Here is a 22,487-nt window from a genome sequence, read left to right as displayed (position 1 = left end):
CTCGACATTATTCGGCTGCTCTTTCTGAGCGTGGACTTTCCCACGCTATAGGGAGAGACAGACGATGATTGATCTGAATGAGGCGCTAGCCAAAGATCGCTGGATAGGCCGATTGGCTAGCCACCTGGATGGTTTCGAGGCTTTGCTCGATGGCCAGGGATACGCCAAAACGACTGTTCAGCAGAAGATTAAGCTCCTGGCCGGTTTCAGTGCTTGGGTGGAGAGGCAGGATGTTCCGCTGAGCTTGCTCGGGGAAGAGGACGCAGATCTATTTCTGACGGAACTTGGTCTGCGCCCGAGGCGTGGCGATGCTTGGACCATTCGGCAGTTGGTACGATATCTGCGCGACACGGGCGGCGTGCCGGTGCTGCTGCCAGAGGTCGATACGAGCGCCAAGGGTAAGCTGATCGACGCATTTGGGGAATTCCTGCGCAAGGAGCGTGGTCTCTCGGCATCGACATTGACGAATTATCTGCCGATTATTCGTGGGTTCCTGGACGAACAGTTTGGCGGCAAGGATCCGGGTTTCGACCACCTGCGAGTGGGCGACGTTCATCGGTTCATCGTGCGGCGAGCCCAGGCCGGGTCGCTCGGCCGCGCCAAGTTGGCGGTCACGGCGCTGCGTTCGTTTCTGCGCTTCCTGCAGCAACGCGGTTTGCTTGCGACCGATCTCGCTGTCGCGGTGCCTGGGATCGCCGGCTGGCGCTTGGCACACTTGCCGAAGGCGCTGCGTGCAGAACAGGTCGAACGGCTCCTTGCGTCTTGCGACAGGAGAACACCGGCCGGCCGCAGGGACTACGCGGTTCTGATGCTGCTCGCGCGCCTCGGCTTACGGGGTGGCGAAGTCTCGGCCCTGACCCTGGACGATCTCGACTGGGATTGCGGCGAGATCGTCGTGCATGGCAAGGGTCAACGGCTGGCGCGGCTGCCACTGCCGGCGGATGTCGGTGCCGCCTTGGTCGACTATCTGCGGCAGGATCGGCCTGCTTGCTCAACACGCCGTGTCTTCATTCGCACGCGGGCTCCCAGACGCGGCTTTGTCAGCCAGTCGACTATTTGCTGCATCGTCCGTCGTGCGCTCAAGCGCGCCGGTCTGACGCCGGCGTTCAAGGGTGCGCACCTGTTGCGTCACTCACTCGCCACCGATCTGCTGCGCCGCGGCGCCTCGCTCGTTGAAATCGGTCAACTTCTCCGCCACAGCCAGCCGAACACGACACAGATCTATGCCAAAGTCGACATCGCGGCGTTGCGTGCCATTGCGCTACCCTGGCCAGGAGTCGCATCATGAGCGCGTTGCAAGCGGCGCTCGAAGAGTACCTGGCCGCGCGCCGCGCCCTCGCCCATAAGCTGCGTCTTTCCGGACGGTTGCTGCAGCGCTTCGTTGTCTTTGCCGAATCTTCCGGCGCCACCTTCATCACCACCGAGATTGCCCTGGCCTGGGCCATGCAGCCGGCAGAGGCACAGCCCGCCCAGTGGGCCAACCGGTTGGCGATGGTTCGCCGGTTCGCGCGCTATTGCAGCGCCATTGACCCGCGGACCGTCGTCCCGCCGACCGACCTTCTTCCTCACCGGTATCGTCGACCATCGTCCCCCTATATTTATCGCGACGAAGAGATCACCCGACTGATCGACGCGGCAAAGCTCTTGCCGTCGACAGTCGGCCTTCGCCCGCAGACTTATGCCACGCTCTTCGGCTTGTACGCGGCGACCGGTCTGCGCTGTAACGAACCGCTGCGTCTCGATCGCGGCGACACCGATCTCGTTGATGGCATCCTGACGGTTCGCGACACGAAGTTCGGCAAGTCGCGCTATGTGCCGCTTCACCCCTCGACGCAAGACGCCCTCAAAATCTATGCGGCCAGCCGAGACCGGTCATGCCCGAATCCGGTGAGCTCCAGCTTCTTCCTTTCCGAGCGCGGGACGCGTTTGACCGAATGGGCCGTGCGGTGGACGTTCGTCAAGCTGTCGCGCGAGGTCGGCCTCCGCGGCGCCAATGACTCCCGCGGGCCACGCCTGCACGACCTTCGCCACCGACTGGCCGTGACAACATTGCTGCGCTGGTATCGCAACGGCGTCGATGTCGAACGCCACCTGCCCGAGTTGGCGACCTATCTCGGCCATGCCCACATCACCGACACCTATTGGTATTTGACGGCAACGCCGGAGCTGCTGCAGCAAGCGCTGCTGCGGGCAGAACAATCTCAGCCGGAATCCCGCCCATGAGCGCCGCCCCAACGTTCCCCGCTCTTCTTGAGGCCTTCTTCACCGATCGCCTCATCAGACAACGACAGGCAAGCCCGCATACGCTTGCGAGCTACCGCGATACCTTCTGCCTGCTGCTGGCCTATGCCCAGCGGCAGCTACGCAAGGGGGCCTCGCACGTCACCTTGCCGGATCTCGACACCGCGTTCCTCGGCGCCTTCCTCGATCATCTCGAACGCGACCGCGACAACAGCGCCCGCAGCCGCAATGTCCGTCTTGCCGCCATCCATTCCTTCTTCCGCTATGTGGCGTTGCATGCGCCGGAACACAGCGCATTGGCGCAGCGTGTGCTCGCCATCCCGAGCAAGCGTTATGTTCGCCGGCCGGTCGCCTTCCTCACCAGCATCGAAGTGGCCGCCTTGCTCGCCGCTCCCGACCTCGGCAGCTGGATCGGGCGCCGTGACCGGGCGCTTCTGTTGCTGGCCGTGCAGACCGGCCTGCGTGCTGCCGAAATCGTCGGCCTTCGCTGCGAGGACATTGTCCTCGGCCCGGCCGCCTATGTGCAATGCCAGGGAAAGGGCCGAAAACTCCGCAACACACCGCTTCGCAAGGATACGGTCACGGTGCTGCGTGCCTGGCTTGCCGAGCGACGCGGGCGGAGCGCCGATCCTGCCTTCCCGACGATAAGCGGCACGTCATTGAGTCACGACGCACTTCAATACCTGCTGAACAAGCACCTCGCCGTCGCACGTCGCGACTGCCCATCGCTGGCCAGCAAGCACGTAACGCCGCATGTCCTGAGGCATACCCTGGCAATGGACCTGCTCCAGCACGGCGTCGACCGCTCGGTCATCGCTCTGTGGCTGGGCCACGAGTCGGTCGAAACCACCGCCATCTATCTTCAGGCCGACATGAAGCTCAAGGAGCAAGCTCTGGCAAGGACCGACACGGCCGACATCCGGTTGGGCCGCTACAAGCCCGACGACCATCTCCTCGCATTCCTGAAGAGCCTCTGATAATGCCGACCCAACAGCCAGAGATCCCCCGTATCCGTTGGCCTCCCGGCCGTCACTCGGAATAATCCGGCACTCGGAGTTATGCCGCTAATTCCGCATGCGGAATTATCGTCACAGCTTTGCGGTCGGCGCGCTGATCCGTTGGTATTTGGACGGCGCCGATGTGCAATCGAATTTGCCGAAACTGGCGCTCTACATGGGCCACGTCAGCATCGTGTCGACGGCATGTTATCTGCACTTCCTTCCAAAGCAGAGAGAGATCGCCAGCGACCGCTTTGAAGGGGCTTTCGGCGGTCTCGTCAGCGAGGTTGTGGCATGAAGAAACATCAATCCACCGCATTGGGCCGAAGCATGGCACGCTTCTTTCAAGAATATCTTCCCGCTCTCCGCGGCATGAGCCATCATACGATCCAAAGCTATCGCGACACGATGGTGCTGTTCCTGCGATTTGCAGCGGCAGAGACCAATGGATCCGTTGAAAGCATCGACGTCTCCGACATCAATGCCGACAGGATCGGCAGCTTTCTCACGTCACTTGAGGTCGAGCGTGGCAACAGCATTGCCACCCGCAATGCAAGGCTGGCGGCGATGCATACCTTTGCGCGGTTCCTATCTCGGAGCATCCCGAATATATGGATACCCTGCAACTGGTGGTGACACTTCCCTTCAAGAGGGGCGCGCGGGTGGCACCTGTCGAATATCTCGAAGAGCCCGAAATCAAGAGCGTGCTGGCGCGTATCGACCGCCGCACGCCTTCTGGACAGCGGGATTACGCGCTGTTCTCGCTGATGTTCAATACGGGTGCACGAGTTCAGGAAATCCTGAATCTTCGCATTTGTGACCTTCGTCTGGTATCGCCCTGCCAGGTGCGCCTGCACGGCAAAGGCAACAAGGTTCGCCTCTGCCCGATCTGGCGAAACACGGCCCAGCTTCTTCAGGAATTGATCAACACGCAGCATTCGCCCTCGGATAATCCCGCCGAGCAAAGGGTCTTTCTCAACGACCGCGGCACACCGCTGACCCGGTTCGGTGTTCGATACTTACTGCGCAAATATGTCGATATGGCTGCGGGGGAAGAATCCACCCTGGCCGAAAAAAGCATCCATCCCCACTCGCTGAGGCACACGACGGCCATCCACCTTCTCAAGGCGGGTGTTGACATCGCCACCATCAGTCAATGGCTTGGCCACTCGGGGCTGAACGTAACGATGCGCTACGCGCGGGCCGATATCGATATGAAGCGGCAAGCGCTCGAACAAGTCTTTCCCGACGTGATGTCATCGGCAAAAGATCAGACGATCATCGCTTATGATGGCGGGATGTTGGGCTGGCTGCGCCGCCTATAGTCGCTCAGTTATGTGGAGTGGTATCGTCGGAAGTCGCGCGTCTGCGGGCTCTTGCAGTGTCAGCTCCACATCTCTGCGCAGTGCACGTTAGTCGAGGATCAGCAGATCGAACTTGTCGAGCTTTGCGATGGCGGATTCGAGCTGCAGCTCACGCCGTGCGACCTGAAGCTTCTGAACGAGATCGGTGGTTCGGGTGAACAGCACGCGCCAGCCGTTCTCGATGAGGGCGAGCCCGATAGCTGCGGCGAGATGGCTCTTTCCGCCGCCGGGCGGGCCAAACAACAGGATGTTGGCACCCTTTGCGAGCCAGCTGTCGCCGGCGGTCATGGCCATGACCTGCGCCTTGGAGACCATGGGTACGGCGTCGAAGGCGAAGCTGTCGAGTGTCTTTCCGGGCGGCAGATGCGCTTCGGCCAGATGACGTTCGACCCGGCGCCGATCGCGCTCGGCCAACTCATGCTCGGCAATGGCCGAGAGGAACCGGGCGGCGGGCCAGCCTTCCTTATCGGCCTGTTCGGCAAATTGCGGCCACAGGGTCTTGATCGTCGGCAATCTGAGGTCGTTGAGCATGATGCCGAGACGGGCTTCGTCGATGATGTGGGCGGCCTTCATGCGGCGTCTCCCACATAGGCCGTGCCGATCAGGGCTTCATAGCCGTTGAGGGAAGCGAGCTGCACCGAGACGGTCGGCAGCCGTGCGGGATCCGGGCCGAAGAGCGTTCGCAAGAGGGCAATATCGGGCAGGTCGCCGGCGTCGAGGGTCTCGGCGAGTTGCTCGGCAAGTTCGCGCTCGCAGCCCCGATCATGGGCCAGCGCCAGCAATTCGACCATCACCTTGCAGGCCTGCCTGTCCGGCAGCCGCTCAATGAGCACATCGAAGGCCCTGCGGTAATCCTGCTGCGGGAAGAGCTTGTCACGATAGACGAGATTAAGAAGCGCCATCGGCTTTTTGCGCAGGGAATGGATGACGTGCCGATAATTGACGACCTGATCGTGCCTTCCATCCGCATGCCCGCGGCCTCTGGGAAGCGTCATCAGCTGTGTTCCTCCGACAAAGACCTCGAGGCGATCGTCGAACAGCCGGACGCGAAGCCGATGTCCGATCAGGCGGGAGGAAACGGTGTAGAAGACCTTGCGCAAGGTGAAGCCGCCGGTCCGCGACACGGTCACGACCACCTCCTCGAAGTCGCTGGTCCGCCGATCGGGGAGCTCCTGCAGATGAGGGCGTCGATGCGTTTGCCATGATTGGCGTTGTGCCGGCTGGCGATCTCATCGATGAACGCACGATACGCACCGAGATCGTCAAAGTCCTTGCTGCCGCGCATCAGAAGGGCGTCACGGATGGCGCTCTTGAGATGACCATGGATGCTTTCGATCGACCCGTTCTCGTGGGCGATGCCCTTGTTGTTGCGGGTCGGCGTCATGCGATAATGGGCGCAGAGCTCCTCGTAACGATGCGTGAGATCCTCCTTCGCATCGGCACTGAGATTGCGGAAAGCCGCCGACAGGCTGTCGCTGCGGTGATAGAGCGGCGCTCCGCCAAGTGACCAGAGCGCGTTCTGCAGTCCTTCGGCCAGGGCCACGAAGCTTTCACCGCCGAGAATGACATGGCTGTGTTCGAAGCCCGACCATGCGAGCCGGAAGTGGTAGAGCAGATGGTCGAGCGGCTGGCCCGAGATGGACACGCCCAAGCTGCTCATGTCAGTAAAATCCGACAGCCCGAGCCGGCCGGGTTCGTGAAGCTGACGGAAGATAACCTCCTGCTCTTCGCCGTGGATGGCGCGCCATGACCGAATGCGCCGCTCCAGGGTCCGGCGAATGCCCTCGCTCAGTTCCGGGTGCCGCCGCAGCATCTCTTCGTAGATGGCGACAGCACGGATGCCTGGCGCCGCCTTCAAAAGGGGAACGACCTCGGCATCGAAGATGTGCTCGAGAGGGTCAGGCCGTCGCCGGCCGCGAGCCTTTTGCTTTTGCGATGGCAGGTCCGGATTCTTCTTGATGCGATAGGCCGTCGCTCTGCTGATCGACGCCTTGGCCGCGGCAACCTCGGTCGTATGTTCCTGTCGTAACTTCATAAAGAGCCTCATCTGATGGTCGGTTACATGACGGCCTGGCACAAAGGTGATTCTCCATTCTCCAGAAAATCGCCAAGGTACTTCAGCCAACCGCGCTCAAAGACGTCGGCAGTGACGCCGCGGGGGTGGTGTAACTCCGTTCGGGCTACGCCCTCACTGCGTCACACCACCCCCGCCGAGTCTCATCTTGATTGACGCTGAATCTCATCCTGATCGCCGCGCCGCATGCTGTCGATCATCTGGATGGCGCCGTCGTGGGCGGCGGTGATGGCCTCCATCAGCCGGTCCCACACGCCTGCCTTCCGCCATCGCACAAAGCGGTTGTAGCAGGTGGTGCGCGGGCCATAGCGCTCGGGCAGGTCCCGCCATGGTGCGCCCGATCGCAGCACCCAGAAGATGCCGCTCAGCACGCGCCGGTCATCGACGCGCGGTACGCCTCTGGACTTGTTGGGCAGCAGCGGCTCGATCACACGCCACTCGACGTCGGTCAGATCATATCGGCTCATGCGAACGCTGAATCACAATCTAGCTCGCTTTGAAAGCGGCCTTCGGTGAACATCCAGCTTGCGAACATTCGTCGCGTTGGCCAAGTTTGCGAGGAGGAGCAGCTATGATCGATGTCTACGAAAGCGCGACTGACGACCTAGCATTACAGTTGCATATCTATCTGTGGTCTGAATCTATGGGTCTCCATGATTCGGAGGTCATGGATGACAGGTGCATCAATCGAGACTACGCTTGAGCTTTGGGCATCATCCCTGCGTGAGGTGAAAGCCCGTATGCGCGGACTGTTTACGCAGGAGCGAGTTGCAGCATCTGCGAACCTTTTCCTGGACGGCTTGCTGGGTGACGAGCGCCGTAAGACAGGTTGGATGCGCGCTGAGGCGGCCGGTGATTCCGGCCCGTGGCGGCAACAAGCTATTCTGGGTCGCGGACGCTGGGACGCGGACGGACTTCGCGACATCGTGCGAGAGTATGTTGTCGAAAACCTCGCCACTGATGATGCGGTCATGGTCATCGATGAGACGGGCTTCCTCAAGCAGGGTAAGACATCGTGCGGTGTTGCGCGTCAATATACAGGTTCGGCAGGCAAGATAACGAACTGCCAGATCGGTGTGTTCGCCGCCTATGTGTCCGTTCGCGGTCATGCCTTTATCGATCGAGCCCTGTACTTGCCCAAGAGCTGGACCGGCGATCCGGCAAGGCTTGCAGCCACCCATGTTCCTGAAGCTATAGCCTTCGCTACCAAGCCAGGCTTGGCTGTCGATATGATACGGCGTGCGTTGGCAGCCGATGTGCCGTTTTCATGGGTGGCCGCAGATGCGGTGTATGGCGTCGGGGACGTCGAAGGAACCGTGCGCCGAGCCTGCAAAGGCTACGTTCTTGGGGTTAAATCGGACCATCATTTCGGCTCCTGGTCGGGCAAGCCTCCGGTCGCCGGCACAGCTCAGGAGATCGCCCGTGATCTCGATCCAAGTGCATGGCAGCGTCTTTCCGCCGGAGAGGGCACCAAAGGTGCGCGGCTTCATGACTGGGCCTACTGCGAACTCGCCGATCTCGATGCCGACGAATATAACGAGACGAAATCGGGACTTTGGACCCGTGGCCTCCTGATCCGGCGCAATATCAGCGACGGTGATCTCGCATTCTTCACGACATGGTGCCCGGCCGGGACGGGCATCCAGACGCTCGTTTCCGTTGAAGGCCATCGCTGGGCGATCGAAGACAGCTTCGAGGCCGCCAAGAACGAGCTCGGACTCGATCACAACGAAACCCGGTCATGGCATGGCTGGCATCGCCACGTCTCCCTCGTCATGCTCGCCTTCGCCATGATGGCGGCGATCCGGTACCGCGCCAATGACGCGACGCCCCAAAAAAGACCGCGGATGCCGACCATCAGGATCTGATCCGCTGGTCTATCCAGGAAGTCCGGCGCATGCCACCAGGCTTGCCCAGCGCCGCATAAAGCCCGCCGACGTCATTGCGTGGTCATGCTGGAGGCGCGCCCATCAGGCGGCCGCTCGACGAGCTCACCTGAAAACTAAAATGCAACTGTAATGCTAGGACGTAGATCTGTAATTTGCAGAGCTTGGCGGTGTATCCCTTGAGGGTTTCAAGGATCTGTCCGCACTGGCCGAGCCGGAGCTGGTCGTGCTGTATCGGGTCTCACAAGGCCGGACGTTGCATTGACTCGAAGCGGGCTGTCAGGCCCATCTGACTACCTTCGCATATCGTCCGTCCCTGCGTTCCCTCGCGGGACACCGCCCTCGGATCAGCGCTGGCGCTTCACCGCTGGCAAACTGTTTCTACCTCATCTCAAGCCTCGAACAAAGTGCCGTCGCGCAGCATGGCATGCATGATGACAGCGAGACGCCGCGCGAGTGCCACTCGGGCTTTCTTCAGGCCGCGGCGCTTCGAGATTTTCAGCGCCCAAGTCTTGAGCGCGAAGCTCTCCCGGCTCCGGGTCAGGATTGAGTTGGCTGCTTCATAGAGAAGCTTGCGGACCATGCTGTCACCTTGCTTGGTGATCCGGCCGGTCCAGTCGAGTTCGCCGGACTGATGACGCCTGGGCACCAGGCCAAAGTAGGCACCCGCGTTTCGCGATTGTCGGAACCGGCCGGCCTCGTCGATGGCCGCGGAGAAGGCGGCTGAAGTCTGGATGCCAACACCAGGTATACTCATGAGGATCTGGCAGGCCTGCGACTGAGCGGCGAGCATACGCAACTTGAGATCCAGTTCCTTGATCTGCTCGACCAGTTGCACGCGCACCGTCAGCAACGAAGTGATCGCTTCGCCAAGACCAGGGATGTGGGATGCTTCCATGATGCGTTCGATGAAGGCCTTTCCCTGCCCGACGCCCGGCCTACAGCCGAAGGTGGCGCACAACCCACGGATCATGTTGTCGAGCCGGACACGGGCCTCCACCAGATGGCCGCGAGCGGTGATCATGCTGCGTACACCGTGCGCGCCCGGCGATTTGACATGAACCTCCTTGTAGAAGCCCGTTCTTGCCAGTTGCGCGAGCCCTGCAGCATCATGGGGATCGGTTTTGTTCGCCTTCATCGCCTTGAGGCTCTGGTGCGCCTGGCGGGCATCGATACACACCACGTTGACGCCCAACTCCCGCAGGCCAAGGCAGATCGCGGGTGACATACGTCCGGTTTCGATCACCGCCCGCTCGATCGGGCCGTGTCGGCGCAATGCGTCGGCGATCGCATCCGGCGTGCTCTCAGCCGTCTCGGAACTCAGCTTGCGTCCATTTTCATCAATAATGCAGACCTGCGTGCTTTCCATCGACAGGTCCAGTCCGGCATAATGCTTCATGGCTGTTTCCTTCCTTCAGGATTCGACAACCAGAAGTGTGCGCCTCACCCGAGGCCCGAGGGAAGCAGCCACAAATTACACGATGACTCATTACCGCGTAGCCAGATGCGGATTGCGACGAGTTTGAGGGCGGCAAGATAGTTCTCAGCCAGCTTGTCGTATCGGGTTGCGATACGACGGAATTGCTTGGCCTTGTTGAAGAAGCGTTCGACGAGGTTGCGCGCCTTGTAGAGGAAGGGACTGAAGCAGATCGCGTCCTTGCGGTTGGCCTTGGGCGGAATGTTGGCCCATGCCTTTCGCTCGGTGACAGCATTGCGCAAGGCGTTGGCATCATAGCCCTTGTCGGCGAGTAGCATGGCACCCTCCGGCAATTCCTTGATCAAGTCCGCTGCGGAGGCGATGTCGCTCTTCTGGCCTGCCGTGAGCGTCAGCTTAATCGGCCTGCCTTGGGCGTCGACAAGAGCATGGATTTTGGTTGTCAGCCCGCCTCGGGAACGACCGAGACAATGATCTCGATCCCCCTTTTTGCCGTCGCGCCCTGCTGATGGACGCGAACAATGGAGGTGTCGATCATCTGCACCGTGCCGTCATGGGCTTTGGTGATGGCATCCATGAGGCGGTCCCACACACCTGCTTTCCGCCATCGGACGAAGCGATTGTAGCAGGTGGTGCGCGGGCCGTATCGCTCCGGCAGATCGCGCCATGGCGCACCCGATCGCAGCACCCAGAAGATGCCGTTCAGCACCCTGCGGTCGTCAACGCGCGGCACTCCTCGCGGCTTGTTGGGCAACAGCGGCTCGATCGCGCGCCATTCGAAGTCAGTCAGGTCATATCGGCTCATGTGGAGCCTGAATCAGAAAACGGCGTGGTATGGAAGCCTAAATTGCGGGCGGTCAACGACTCTTACAGCCGGACCTCTTCGACGGGATCGCCGCGCTCGAACTCCCACGCCCTAGCCATGTTCAACACATCCTCAAATGGCTCATCGGGGTGAGAAGTCGTGGATATAAAGCGTGTCTCGTCGCTTCCGTCACCGACGACGATCTCGTCGATAATGTCTTCAACCCTCGCGCAGCCTGGTCCGACCACGGCCACGAGCGATACACCGTCATTCAGACATTGCTCAACAAAGCCATCGAGCAAGGTCTCATCCGATACCGGAACGTGAAGAATTAATTTGCGGGCAAACGGCATAGTCAGACTGTAAGCCGACGGGTGATTGCTTTCCAGCGTCTCAATCATCCAGCGTTTATGAGTTCACGACCTAGTCTAAATTAAGGTGGGAACATCGCGACACGCAAACGCTATAGCTGCGGTTGATAGCGCGGCTGCGACCACAAGATCACACGCCTTCGCGCGTCAACATCACGCGACGAAGGCGAGCGTCGGGATCCCTTTTATAGATACCAATTTGACACAGATCTGCAGTCTGTCCAGGTTTTCAAGATCCCCAACGAACTACAAAGACTTCCGCCGGCGCCGCTGCCAAAAATCACGCGCGATAAAGGGTATGCGGTGTATCGCTAAGTATTTCGGCGCCGCTCTCTGTAACTAAGACATGCTCGCTGGTTCCAAGCAGATAGCCGCCCTCTCCGCACAGGATGATTGGCATATGCAAGGTCATTCCGGCCTGGAGGACATCGGTCGCATCCGGCTCCAAGCTCAGATTGCCGCGCTCTGTCCAATTGATACCTGTCTGGTACCCAACCCGGTGGTTAAGGACCTTCGGACGTTGAGATCGCTCAATCACCTTTCGCCCGGCAGCATCGACCTCGCCTGCGGTTGCCCCCGGCTTGATCGCGGCTATCACTGCTTCGAGGGCTTCCACTGATAGGGCGTGCAAGGATTCGGTCTCGGGATGCCGACCAAGCACGGCGCACCGGACAAGTCCTGCGGAGTAGCCCTGTTTGAGACCGCCGAGTTCCATGAATGCGGGCTCATCGTTTCTGATCGGATGGTCCATCGGGCTGCCGTGTGACAGCTTCGTTCGCTCGCCGAACAACAGAGTCGTGACAGGCGCCTGAAGCACGCCGCCGGCTTTTCTTACATCCAGGTCGATCTTCGCTGACACTTCCGCTTCGGTGACGCCTTCCCGCAATGAGTTTTGAAACGTGCGCACGGCCACGTCCGTCAGCACCATCGCGGCGCGCATGGCTTCGAGCTCGAGCTCTGTCTTTACCGCCGCTACCAACGCGACCAGACGAGTCGCGTCGGCGACCTTCATATCGGGAAGTTGCGTCTGGACCCGACTCACATCGGCCGGCGCGAGATTCCAGCAACCTAGCTCAAAGCCTACACTTTTGTTCTGCAATCCATACCGCCGAAGGACATCGGCGCACACTTTGGGAAAGTCGTTCTGCTCGGTATAGGTAACGATCTCGGCAACGCAGCTCTCAGCACGAACGGCGCCCAATTCATACTCCCGGATGACAAACGTCGGCGTCCGCCCCGGCACGAGGATCAGCGGGAACGGCGCGAAATAGGCGCCACGCCCGTTGTACCCGGTGAGATACTGCAGATGGCCATGGGCTGTAACGAGGAGTGCGTCGAGCTTGCCGCGCGCTACCGCTTCAAGGACCTTTTGCTGCCGGCGCTCATACTCTGATTTCGGGAAGGGCATCCCCGTTAGAGGAATCGCTGAGATAGTCATGGTATTCGTAACTCCTTTTTCAACCGTCGTATTGTACTGTCAATCAGTGAGGGGAAGCTCATATTCAGCCCCACACACCTTTCGGCTATGCTATGGAATAGAGGCCAAACGCACGACCGAACGGTTTGATTTCGTTTTTGATTCAGCCACTAACGAGAGGCCATGGGCGAAAAGTTGCGGCCTTACTGAAAAGCGACCGAACAACTGGGAATAAACACCTTAGGGATACGGCCCTCGTGACATCCTTTTCGCAAATTTTGACATTCATGGAGGCATTCACGTGGAGTCCCGCGGGTGTTCCCTGGAGCCGCATCCGTTTCCAGTCGCTGCGCCCACGTACTCACCGGCGCGGTCGCGGAATCGCCCGATGACGTCATCCAGTGGTACGGCCATCGCTCGCTCTAGGTTCGTCCAATAAATTTCGGCACTGGCGATTAGCTCCTCACTCTGGTCAGGCGCTCTCTCGGCCTTCCAGTATCGGATCAACGCGAGCATGGTGAGCCGCGCGAGAGCCGCAACAGGCAAAAGTGGGAGTTCCGACCCGTTTATCGGCCGGCTCTGCTCGTACCCGGCGACAAAGGCAAAGGCATCCTGCCACGGGTGATCCTGAGTGCGGCCGATCAGGTGCGCGACCGTATTGGCAGGGTCAAAGATCACCGCGCTGTGGACAGTGTCACCAAAGTCAAGGATGGCCGTCACGAAGACATCGTTGTGCGGATCCACCACGACATTGTTGGGAGCGTAGTCACCGTGGATCACTTGCATTTCAAGACTGGGCAGCCGCGGCAGCACGACTTCTTCGAAGAGCTTGAAGACCCGTTGAGCCAGCAGTCGGTGATTGGGGTCTGGCGGGTAATCAACAAGTCCCGCCCAATGGGGAAAGTGCCTAATGTCGTAAACTAAGCTACGCGCGGCAACTGGATGACCAAATGATCGCAATGCAATGTTTAATCGCCCGAGCATGTCTCCCACCTTGGTCAACTGCTCAACGTTGGCATCCATTTGCTCCCATAACAGGCCCTCGACAAAGCAGAAGACGCTGAGTGTTCGACAGGTGCCATCCCCCAAGTCGACTGGGACGCTATCCCTTCGGTCAAGGGTTGGCTTGATCCGCTGGACCGGCAGAGCGTGAGCGGCGTCATCAAGATAACGCATCGCCGCAATCTGCAACGCCGTAACTAGTTCAGGCTCGTCAGACGGTGACACCTTTACGAGGTATTGGCGCGCATCGGCTTTGAGCCTGAACGTATGGCCCTTTTCACTGCCCAATCGTTCAATCTGTCCGGTGAGCCCATAGTGCTTTTCGAGCATGTTGTTCAGCAACAAGGGGTCGATAGATTCGCTTGATGAGAGCAGGCTGCTCTCCTCCAGGAGCCGTTGCAGTATTGCGTCAGGTATTTTGTTCATGTTGCTAGAGCCTTCTAGAGCCGCTGTTTCGCTACGATGGCAAAGGTCTCAAGGAATCGAGACACATCGGCAGCGGTGAAAGCGACTGGAGGACGAACTTTCAACACGTTACCCGAGGAGCCGGTCCGGCTGATAAGAACTCGACGATCGCGAAGGTCCTTGATGATGCTTTCGCAACGAATGGGATCGGGCTCAAGTGTCTCTCTGTCCTTCACGATCTCGACACCAAGGTATAGCCCGCTACCTCGGATCTCCGCAACGTAAGGAGACTCCCGCGCCAGCGTTTCAAGCCCTGACTGCAAGGCCGCTCCGTTCACGGCAACGCGTTCACGCACATTCTCCTGCTCGAACACATCGAGCACTGCGGACGCCGCGGCTATAGAAAGCGATCGGCCGCCCAATGTATTGAAATAGCTAACCTTCTGTCCGAATTCGTCAGATACCTCCGGGCGGAAGACGACGCCAGAGATGGGGAAACCATTCCCAATCGCCTTGCCCATCGTGACGATATCTGGAACTACCCCGTGCCGACTGAACCCCCACATCGAATCTCCGAGCTGAGCGAACCCTGATTGAACCTCGTCAGCGATGTGAAGGCCACCAGCGGCATGAACTTCGTCGACCATGGCCTGCAGGAAGCCCACAGGGTGAGTAAAAATGCCGTCTGAGGTGAACGCGGAATCGGCGACTAAGGCTGCTAGCCTGTATCCGTGCCGTTCGAGATCAACAATTGCGGAACGCACTTGATCCCGCATATAATTCTCAAGGGATTGTTGGGGTCCGCAGAACCTGGGGTCAGGAGCGGCAATAAGCCGGACGTTTGGTCCCAGCGGGGATCCTGCGCCCAGCATTGGGGAAAAACTGGCGACCTCACGAGTGCGACCGTGAAACGCCCAGCGCGTAACTATGATACCTTCGCCGCCCGTATGGTACCTCGCGACCCGAACTGCGAGATCATTTGCTTCAGATCCAGTGCAGGGCAAGCTTAGTTTCGAAAGTTCGGCTGGGAATGTTGCAAGTAGCCGCTCGGCATAGGCCACCAGCGCTTCCTGGGGGTAGCGTGTATCTGTGTTGATCGCTGCAATCTGGCGGGCGACCGCGTCCGCTACATGCCTGTGCGCGTGGCCGACGCCCTGCACGTTGTTAAACGCGTCGAGATAGTCATTGCCGTCGCTGTCTATCAGGTGGGCACCAAAACTCGAGACAAACTCCACCGGAATAGTCTCGGAAAACTGGTAACCCGGCCCGAGCACCATATTCCGGCGTCGGATAATGTCGTGGAGTCGTTCAGGCAGATCGCTCATATCATTCGCATCGATCCGCGTGGGTTGCCGCGCGCTCATCTTAGCTTGACAGCGAACGATTGAAAAAACCCACCGGGGTTTTCGCACGGTCCGCTGCTAGCTTGTGGATAAGGGCAACACTTCGCATAAGATTGGCAAGTCCAGCCTGGACGCGAGGCGTTGCAATCGTTGCCGCAAATGTTACGGAAAAGCATGCGTTCATTTGGAATTCCTAGAAGCTGCATCCAGTGCCATGTCCTCGATCGGCAGTAGATAGCCGGCGGCCGCGCGCGTCCAATTCAGTTTGCAGATTGGTGTCTTCTCGCGACGAGATCGGCATGCGAGGCGGTGGCTGGAGCACCAGCAGGCATCAAGCACTGCGCGAGTCGGCCGCGATGCGCCGGCGCCATTTGCCAGCGCGCTGCGCACAATACCCGATGACCGTCTGTCACCCTACAATGCCCCCCCACTCCGCGGGGCAAGGCTAGGCTACGGTTATTGGCGGACCACACCCCTAGTGAGAGGGGCGAATCCTCAGGTTGGGTGAGGACGCCGTGTTTGCTTCAGGCAACCCGGCGGTTCGGCCGGACTATGATGAAAGGATCGCCAGGATGAGGACCGGAGAAAACATCGAGCGCAGCAACATTTCCGAAGAACAAAAAGAGCGGCCGTCCTCATAGTAAGTTTGCAGCCATCTAAAAACGCGATGGTATTGTCCGCAACATTATATTGGCGAACCCAATGCCAGGTGGCTCATATTTCGTGGGCTAGCGGATCGAACTCCGCAGTCAAACGCCGTCCGACGGAAATCAAGTGAGTGAAGTGCAGATCGAAGACGGGCTCCTCGCGTCGGGCAACGGCGCATTCTTCTATGACGGTCAAGCTGCCGTCAGGTCTGGCGCAAACCAGGACGGCATCTATGTCGGCGCACCGCTGTGCGCGGCGGCCGCAGTCGCCAACATTCAAGTGCTTAAGAAAAAAACATCCTGGAACATGTCCAGGATGTCGGGCCCTATTGGCTTTCCCGCATGAGAGCCGAACTGGAGGGACATTCCATGGTCGGCGAAGTTCGTGGCGTTGGTATCCTTTCCGCCGTAGGGATGATGCGGGATCCGAAAGCGCTCGTATCTTTTGAGCCCGAGGTGCAGGTCGGCGCGCGTCCCGCCGCTTCTCTATTTGAGCACGGGATCATCGGCCGAGCCATACCGCATGGCGATATCCTTGGCTTTGCCCCCCCCTCTGATCATCACCCGGGACAAATCGACATCATTGTCGACGCGACCGCGAAATCGGTCGATACGACTTACCGTGCGCTAAAAGCCGAGGCTGCGATGTGACCATGGCCGCACATTCATGAGTAGGAGTAGAAGCGATGCACACCGATGCAATTGTACAGTATCTTCACAACCACCAAAACGACATTGTAGATAGACTTTGCGCTTTCTTGCGCCTGCCAAGTGTAAGCACGGACCCAGCTTTCACAGGAGGGATGCGCGACGCGCAAACGTTTCTGGTGACCTGGCTCAAAAGCATGGGCTTGAGCGATGTCCAGCTTCTCGATGGCGGAGGCCATCCCGCTGTCTATGGTGCTTGGAATGGTGCGCCGGGAAAACCTACGTTGCTCATCTATGGACACTATGATGTACAGCCTCCCGACCCGCTGGACGCTTGGGTGACTCCACCTTTCGAACCAACGATCCGAGACGGACGGCTCTATGCGCGCGGTGCATCTGACGACAAAGGCTCGACTGCAATCGCGCTAGAAACTATCGCTGCTTTTCTCAACGTCCGAGGCGCCTGCCCAGTGAACGTAAAAGTCTTTTTGGAAGGGGAAGAGGAAATCAATAGTCCCAGTTTGCGTGCGATTGTGGAACTGTACAGCGACTTGCTGCAGGCTGATGGAATGATATCCACTGATGACTCGCGAGTGCATTCCGAAATCCCGACGATTAATGTCGGCTTGCGTGGAATTGTGGAGTTTGAGATTTCAATCAAAACCGCCGACAAGGACCTTCATTCTGGTCTCTACGGTGGCGCGGTTCGGAACGCCGCACACGAGATGGCGAGGATCATCGCTTCGTTGCATGACGAGAGTGGCGCGATAGCGGTCCCGGGATTGGTGCCGCCCATATCTTCCGTCCCCGTCCACGTACGAGCTGAGACGGCCAGATTTCCCTTCGACGAGGTCACTTTCGTCAAAGACGTTGGGGCGTGCGCCCAAGGAGAACCCGGCTTCTCGGTACGTGAACAGCTGACGCTTCGACCGGCTTTGGACATAAACGGAATGTGGGGAGGTTACATCGGATCCGGCAGCAAAACAGTAATCCCAAGAACTGCCAACGCTAAGCTGTCCTTGAGAACCGTGCCGGGACAGGACCCCGATCAAGTTTCAAACGCGCTAAAGGCTCATCTGCGTGCTGTTTGCCCGTCGGACGTTGAGCTCTCGATCGATGACCCGGGAACCGGGTGTCGCGCCTTCGACCTGCCTACCGGACACCCCCTTCTGCTTGCCGCTAAAAGAGTCTTGTCCGAGGCGCACGGCCAAGAGTCAGTGCTTGTGCGTCTGGGCGCGTCCATACCCGTCACCGCGGTATTCGAAGAGCTGCTCGGAATTCAGACGCTTATGTTCGGCTTTGCCCTCTATGATGAAGATATTCATGCACCCAACGAATTCTTTCGGTTGGCCTCGTTAGCGGAAGGCCTATCTGCGTGGCCAAGGCTACTAGAGCAAGTCGGCGAGCTCAGCGTCGATGAGTTTCGATCGATGGCTGCGGCGGCCGCATCCGATACCCAAGTGAAACATGCGGAGCAAGTGAGGGCGTTGATGACTTGAACCATCCATTGGAGAGCCTGGCTTGGCATGTCTCTAGGATTAAGCGATCGGTCGGCCGAGAATCCCTTCACCACCTACTCGTGTGGAGAAAAGCTTGACCTTTAGAAGAAGCGACTGTTCTGCGGCAGTCGTTTCAATGGCGACCTGCTTTTGAGGCAAACATCCTCTTGGTTGACCGAAAGTGGCGAGTATCAAGCAGACCGACTTGAACATTAACTAGCAGCTCGAACGGCGGGAGCGGCAGCGTGCCCGGGGGACGGTTAGATGCTTTTCGAGAAGGATAGCTTTGAGGAGGTCCGCCGATCGTTTCAGTGGTCTATTCCTGAGCGGTTCAATATCGGCGTCGACATCTGCGACAAGTGGGCTGAGGCAGACCCAACTCGTCTCGCGATAGTTGACGTCGATCCGGCTGGTTTTACGCGCGAATACACATTTTCCGACCTGCGCACGATGTCGAACAGATTAGCGAATGCACTTTTTGGGCATGGCGTTGGCCGACAGGTGGGTGAAACGGGCGACCGAGTGGGTGTGTTGCTTCCTCAACGTGTCGAGACTGCGGTAGCCCATATCGCCGTGACCAAACTCGGATGTGTGTCGATACCACTTTTCACCCTGTTCGGTCCGGAGGCGCTCGAGCACCGACTTCGCGACTCAGGCGCGAGGGTAGTCATTACCGACCGTGCCGGCGCCGAACGTGTCGCAAGCATCCGGTCTCGCGTGCCTTCGATAGAACTCGTCGTCTGCGTGGACGGCCGGGGGGAGGGCGACGAAGTCTCATTCCAAGAGATGTGTTCTGAGCAGTCGGACACGTTTATCCCCGTCGATACTCACTCCGATGACCCGGCGATCCTCATCTATACGTCTGGAACAACCGGCAATCCCAAGGGTGCGCTACATGCTCATCGCGTCCTGCTGGGACATCTGCCAGGTGTGGAGATAAGTCATGACTTTCTGCCGAAGCCCGACGACCGCTTCTGGACACCTGCCGATTGGGCGTGGATTGGAGGACTGCTCGACGTACTGATGCCTGCGCTTCATCATGGTATTCCGGTCGTCGCCTGCCGCTTTTCGAAGTTCACGACCGAGGCGGCGATCACCCTGATCCGCTCGCAGAGGATCAGAAACGTATTCCTCCCACCTACCGCCCTGAAGATGCTGAAACTCAAGCCTGCTGAGGAATGCTCGGGGCTCGACCTCCGTTCCGTCGCCAGCGGGGGAGAGACGTTGGGCGCCGAGCTGATCCAGTGGGGCAAGGACGCGTTAGGCGTGACGATCAACGAATTCTACGGCCAGACAGAATGCAACATGATCGTCTCGTCTTGTGCGGCCCTGGAGCCGCCCGCACTAGGATCTATGGGACGGCCGGTCCCTGGACATGATGTCGACGTCATTGATCCGGTATCGAGACTGAGACAGCCTGCAGGCGTGGAGGGGGCTATTGCGGCACTCGCTCCCGACCCCGTCATGTTCCTAGGGTACTGGAACAACCCGGATGCCACTCGGGAGAAGTTCATTCATGGACCCGAGGGCCGATGGCTGGTTACCGGAGACCGAGGTGTCAGGGACAATGATGGACGTTTGCGCTTTGTCGGACGAGACGACGATGTCATCGGCTCCGCGGGGTATCGGATCGGTCCCGCTGAGATCGAAGATTGCCTGCTCGGTCACCCGTCAGTGCGTCTGGCCGGTGCGGTCGGCAAGCCGGATGAAATCAGGGGTTCCGTCGTGGCGGCGTACGTCGTCCTGCGCGAAGGATTCAGTCCTTCGCAAAACCTTGCAGAGGACATCGCGGCACACGTGAAATCGCGCCTCGCCGCGCATGAATATCCGCGGGTCGTCAGGTTCATAGACGAGATGCCGATGACCACCACCGGCAAGATCATCCGGGGAGCGCTCAGGAAGATTGCGCAGGAAGAAGCCGCTCTCGAAGCACGATCCAGGCAGAAAGATTAAACGGGGACGCTACTTTGTCAGACCAACCATTGCTCGTCGAAAAACGGCGGGACATCACTCTCATATCCTTGAACCGGCCCGAACGTCGGAATGCCGTCGACGGCAAGCTGAGCCGCGCTCTGCGAGAAGCGTTCGACCACTTCGAGGCGGACCCGTCAGCGTCGGTTGCTATCATCAACGGTCAGGGTGCCGCGTTCTGCTCAGGGATGGACCTGAAAGCGTTCCTTGACGGCGAGGCGGACGACATTCTGTTTGGGGAAGGACGTCTCGGAGGACTCGTCAGTCGAAATCTGACGAAGCCTCTCGTCGCCGCTGTCCACGGCGTGGCGGTGGCAGGAGGTTTTGAATTGATGTTGGCCTGTGACCTCGTCGTTTCTGCGGACACGTGCAGGTTCGGGCTTCCTGAGGCGAAGCGAGGTCTGGTTGCGGGTGCCGGAGGAGCCTTCCGGCTCGGGGAAATACTCCCGCCAGTCATTGCCGCGGAAATCCTTCTGACTGGTGAATTGTTCGGCGCGCAGCGGGCCTACGAACTTGGCCTCGTCAATCGGATCGTTCCCGAGTCCGAAGTATTAGAAACTGCGTTGATGATGGCCAGAGCAATTGCACTGAATGCCCCGATGTCCCGGAAGGCAAGCCTCGATCTGGCGAGGGCGTCGTTGGCGACTGGCCGTAGCCTGCGATGGGCGATGAACGACGACTTATTGAAGACTCTCATCGCTTCAGAAGACGCAGTCGAAGGAGCTGCAGCCTTCAATGAAAAGCGTCCCCCGGTGTGGCGTGGCGTCTGACCCAATACAGTATTCCGGAGAGCCAAGTGCCAGTCATCCGCAGTTCGATCTCAACTTCTTCTGACCCGTTCCGAGCCAACGCGGGTCGCATGCGGAGCCTGATCTCCGATATCAGCGAAAAGGCGAAGTCGATCAGCCTTGGTGGCCCTGACGACGCGCGCCAGCGCCACCTCTCCCGCGGCAAGCTCCTGCCGCGGGAGCGGCTCGCGCAACTTCTCGATACGGGCTCGCCCTTTCTGGAAGTCGGCCAGTTCGCCGCATGGGGCATGTATGGCGACATTATCGCGTCGGCAGGCATGATCGCAGGCGTCGGCCGCGTCGAGAGCCGGGAGGTCATGATCGTCGTGAACGACGCGACGGTGAAGGGCGGCACGTACTACCCGCTGACTGTAAAGAAGCATCTGCGGGCGCAGGAGATCGCGCGGGAAAACAACCTGCCCTGCATCTACCTAGTCGATTCCGGCGGCGCGAACCTGCCGAACCAGCACGAAGTGTTTCCCGACCGCGAGCACTTCGGCCGCATCTTCTACAATCAGGCAACAATGTCCGCTGCCGGCATCCCCCAGATCGCCTGCGTCATGGGTTCGTGCACGGCGGGCGGCGCCTACGTTCCCGCGATGGCCGACGAATCCATCATGGTCCGCGATCAGGCCACGATTTTCCTGGGCGGCCCGCCGTTGGTGAAGGCCGCGACGGGCGAGGATGTCAGCGCGGAGGATCTCGGCGGTGCGGACGTCCACACGCGCCAGTCCGGCGTCGCCGACCACTACGCGCAGGACGACAACCATGCGCTGGCGATCACGCGACGGATCGTGCGCAACCTCAACCGCGTAAAGCCTTCTCAACTGCAACTCCGCGAGCCGCGTCCGCCGCTGCTCAACCCGCTCGAGATCCTCGGCGTCGTGCCCTCCGATACGCGCACTCCCTACGACGTCCGCGAGGTCATCACCCGCGTAGTCGACGGCTCCGAGCTCGACGAATTCAAGGCGAATTACGGCACGACGCTCGTCACCGGCTTCGCGCATATCCACGGCAACGGAGTGCTGTTCTCGGAAAGCGCGCTGAAGGGCGCGCATTTCATCGAACTCTGCACGCAGCGGAAGATCCTGCTTGTGTTCCTGCAGAACATTACCGGCTTCATAGTCGGCCGGAAATACGAGGCGGTCGGCATCGCGAAGGACGGCGCGAAGCTGGTCGCAGCGGTCGCGACCGCCAAGGTGCCGAAAGTCACCGTCATCATCGGTGGCTCGTTCGGCGCCGGCAACTACGGCATGTGCGGCCGCGCCTACTCGCCGCGCTTCCTGTGGATGTGGCCGAATGCCCGCATATCCGTCATGGGCGGCGAGCAGGCGGCGACGGTGCTGGCGTTGGTGAAGCGCGAAGGCATGGAACGCAAGGGTGGCAGCTGGAGCGCCGAGGAGGAAGCCGACTTCCGCCGGCCGATCCTCGATAAATACGAGCGCGAGGGACACCCGCTCTATTCGTCCGCACGGCTTTGGGACGATGGCATCATCGACCCGACGAAGACGCGCGAGGTGCTGGCGCTGAGCCTCTCGGCCGCGCTCAATGCCGAGATCAAGGACACCAAACCCGGCGTTTGGAGGATGTGAG

18 protein-coding genes and 4 pseudogenes are annotated in these 22,487 nt (G+C 59.7%); 13 read left to right on the top strand and 9 right to left on the bottom strand.

Translation table 11 applies throughout. The annotated features are described in order from the left end of the window. Window positions 1-64: 64 nt before the first annotated feature. From MAFF_RS24715 to MAFF_RS24690, 6 genes are all read left to right on the top strand, one after another. Window positions 65-1,288 (top strand): site-specific integrase, encoded by a 1,224-nt coding sequence (locus MAFF_RS24715; protein WP_010913648.1) that lies wholly within the window; start codon window positions 65-67, stop codon window positions 1,286-1,288. Further along, a complete protein-coding gene (locus MAFF_RS24710; RefSeq protein ID WP_010913647.1) occupies window positions 1,285-2,223 on the top strand; it encodes a tyrosine-type recombinase/integrase in 939 nt (312 codons plus the stop codon). Before MAFF_RS24715 ends, MAFF_RS24710 begins: the two co-directional genes overlap by 4 nt. Then, complete coding sequence (locus MAFF_RS24705) at window positions 2,220-3,218, top strand: tyrosine-type recombinase/integrase (RefSeq protein WP_010913646.1); 999 nt, start codon at window positions 2,220-2,222, stop codon at window positions 3,216-3,218. Before MAFF_RS24710 ends, MAFF_RS24705 begins: the two co-directional genes overlap by 4 nt. Before the next feature lie 97 nt (window positions 3,219-3,315). Further along, the gene (locus MAFF_RS24700; protein WP_010913717.1) at window positions 3,316-3,537 is read left to right on the top strand and encodes an integrase; all 222 of its coding nucleotides are present in this window, start codon (window positions 3,316-3,318) and stop codon (window positions 3,535-3,537) included. Beyond that, window positions 3,534-3,875, top strand: coding sequence for a site-specific integrase (locus MAFF_RS40775; RefSeq protein ID WP_010913716.1), 342 nt, complete (start codon window positions 3,534-3,536; stop codon window positions 3,873-3,875). Before MAFF_RS24700 ends, MAFF_RS40775 begins: the two co-directional genes overlap by 4 nt. Continuing rightward, the gene (locus tag MAFF_RS24690; RefSeq protein WP_010913715.1) at window positions 3,851-4,564 is read left to right on the top strand and encodes a tyrosine-type recombinase/integrase; all 714 of its coding nucleotides are present in this window, start codon (window positions 3,851-3,853) and stop codon (window positions 4,562-4,564) included. The genes MAFF_RS40775 and MAFF_RS24690 overlap by 25 nt, the downstream gene beginning before the upstream one ends. 90 nt (window positions 4,565-4,654) lie before the next feature. Here MAFF_RS24690 and MAFF_RS24685 read toward each other — a convergent pair. From MAFF_RS24685 to MAFF_RS24675, 3 pseudogenes are all read right to left on the bottom strand, one after another. Further along, window positions 4,655-5,176: pseudogene (locus tag MAFF_RS24685) on the bottom strand (ATP-binding protein); the annotation flags it as partial. Then, window positions 5,173-6,680: pseudogene (istA, locus tag MAFF_RS24680) on the bottom strand (IS21 family transposase). The pseudogenes istA and MAFF_RS24685, both read right to left, overlap by 4 nt. Window positions 6,681-6,865: 185 nt before the next feature. Further along, window positions 6,866-7,144: pseudogene (locus MAFF_RS24675) on the bottom strand (IS5 family transposase); the annotation flags it as partial. 186 nt (window positions 7,145-7,330) lie between these two features. On the opposite strand from MAFF_RS24675, the gene MAFF_RS24670 reads away from it, so the two are divergent. Beyond that, window positions 7,331-8,545 carry an IS701 family transposase gene (locus tag MAFF_RS24670; protein ID WP_010913710.1) on the top strand — a complete coding sequence of 405 codons (1,215 nt, stop codon included), beginning with the start codon at window positions 7,331-7,333 and terminating at the stop codon, window positions 8,543-8,545. Between the two features lie 409 nt (window positions 8,546-8,954). On the opposite strand, the gene MAFF_RS24665 is transcribed toward MAFF_RS24670, so the two are convergent. From MAFF_RS24665 to MAFF_RS24635, 6 genes and pseudogenes are all read right to left on the bottom strand, one after another. Then, window positions 8,955-9,962: an IS110 family transposase gene (locus MAFF_RS24665; protein ID WP_010913709.1), complete on the bottom strand. Its 1,008-nt coding sequence runs from the start codon at window positions 9,960-9,962 to the stop codon at window positions 8,955-8,957. Between the two features lie 44 nt (window positions 9,963-10,006). Further along, a pseudogene (locus MAFF_RS38075) lies at window positions 10,007-10,803 on the bottom strand (IS5 family transposase). Window positions 10,804-10,865: 62 nt separating this feature from the next. Continuing rightward, entirely contained in the window at window positions 10,866-11,204 is a 339-nt protein-coding gene (locus tag MAFF_RS24650; RefSeq protein WP_010913642.1) for a hypothetical protein, read from the bottom strand. Between the two features lie 250 nt (window positions 11,205-11,454). Next, entirely contained in the window at window positions 11,455-12,612 is a 1,158-nt protein-coding gene (locus tag MAFF_RS24645) for a M24 family metallopeptidase (protein WP_044549054.1), read from the bottom strand. Between the two features lie 276 nt (window positions 12,613-12,888). Continuing rightward, window positions 12,889-14,019, bottom strand: coding sequence for a phosphotransferase enzyme family protein (locus MAFF_RS24640; protein WP_010913706.1), 1,131 nt, complete (start codon window positions 14,017-14,019; stop codon window positions 12,889-12,891). Between the two features lie 14 nt (window positions 14,020-14,033). Continuing rightward, complete coding sequence (locus MAFF_RS24635) at window positions 14,034-15,323, bottom strand: aspartate aminotransferase family protein (RefSeq protein ID WP_010913705.1); 1,290 nt, start codon at window positions 15,321-15,323, stop codon at window positions 14,034-14,036. A 792-nt stretch (window positions 15,324-16,115) separates the two neighbouring features. On the opposite strand from MAFF_RS24635, the gene MAFF_RS40345 reads away from it, so the two are divergent. From MAFF_RS40345 to MAFF_RS24605, 6 genes are all read left to right on the top strand, one after another. After that, the gene (locus MAFF_RS40345) at window positions 16,116-16,334 is read left to right on the top strand and encodes a hypothetical protein (RefSeq protein ID WP_010913702.1); all 219 of its coding nucleotides are present in this window, start codon (window positions 16,116-16,118) and stop codon (window positions 16,332-16,334) included. 23 nt (window positions 16,335-16,357) lie between these two features. Beyond that, window positions 16,358-16,639 carry a hypothetical protein gene (locus MAFF_RS40340; protein WP_193363997.1) on the top strand — a complete coding sequence of 94 codons (282 nt, stop codon included), beginning with the start codon at window positions 16,358-16,360 and terminating at the stop codon, window positions 16,637-16,639. A 35-nt stretch (window positions 16,640-16,674) separates the two neighbouring features. Next, entirely contained in the window at window positions 16,675-18,135 is a 1,461-nt protein-coding gene (locus MAFF_RS24620) for a dipeptidase (RefSeq protein WP_010913700.1), read from the top strand. 264 nt (window positions 18,136-18,399) lie between these two features. Beyond that, entirely contained in the window at window positions 18,400-20,088 is a 1,689-nt protein-coding gene (locus MAFF_RS24615) for an AMP-binding protein (RefSeq protein ID WP_010913699.1), read from the top strand. A 29-nt stretch (window positions 20,089-20,117) separates the two neighbouring features. Continuing rightward, entirely contained in the window at window positions 20,118-20,876 is a 759-nt protein-coding gene (locus tag MAFF_RS24610; RefSeq protein WP_048894800.1) for an enoyl-CoA hydratase-related protein, read from the top strand. Window positions 20,877-20,902: 26 nt separating this feature from the next. Further along, complete coding sequence (locus tag MAFF_RS24605; RefSeq protein WP_010913697.1) at window positions 20,903-22,486, top strand: carboxyl transferase domain-containing protein; 1,584 nt, start codon at window positions 20,903-20,905, stop codon at window positions 22,484-22,486. Window position 22,487 lies beyond the last annotated feature (1 nt).

It is taken from the genome of Mesorhizobium japonicum MAFF 303099, assembly GCF_000009625.1.
Taxonomy (GTDB): domain Bacteria; phylum Pseudomonadota; class Alphaproteobacteria; order Rhizobiales; family Rhizobiaceae; genus Mesorhizobium; species Mesorhizobium japonicum.
The sequence above is the reverse complement of the archived record's forward strand: the minus strand, read 5'-3'. Positions and strand labels throughout refer to the sequence as shown.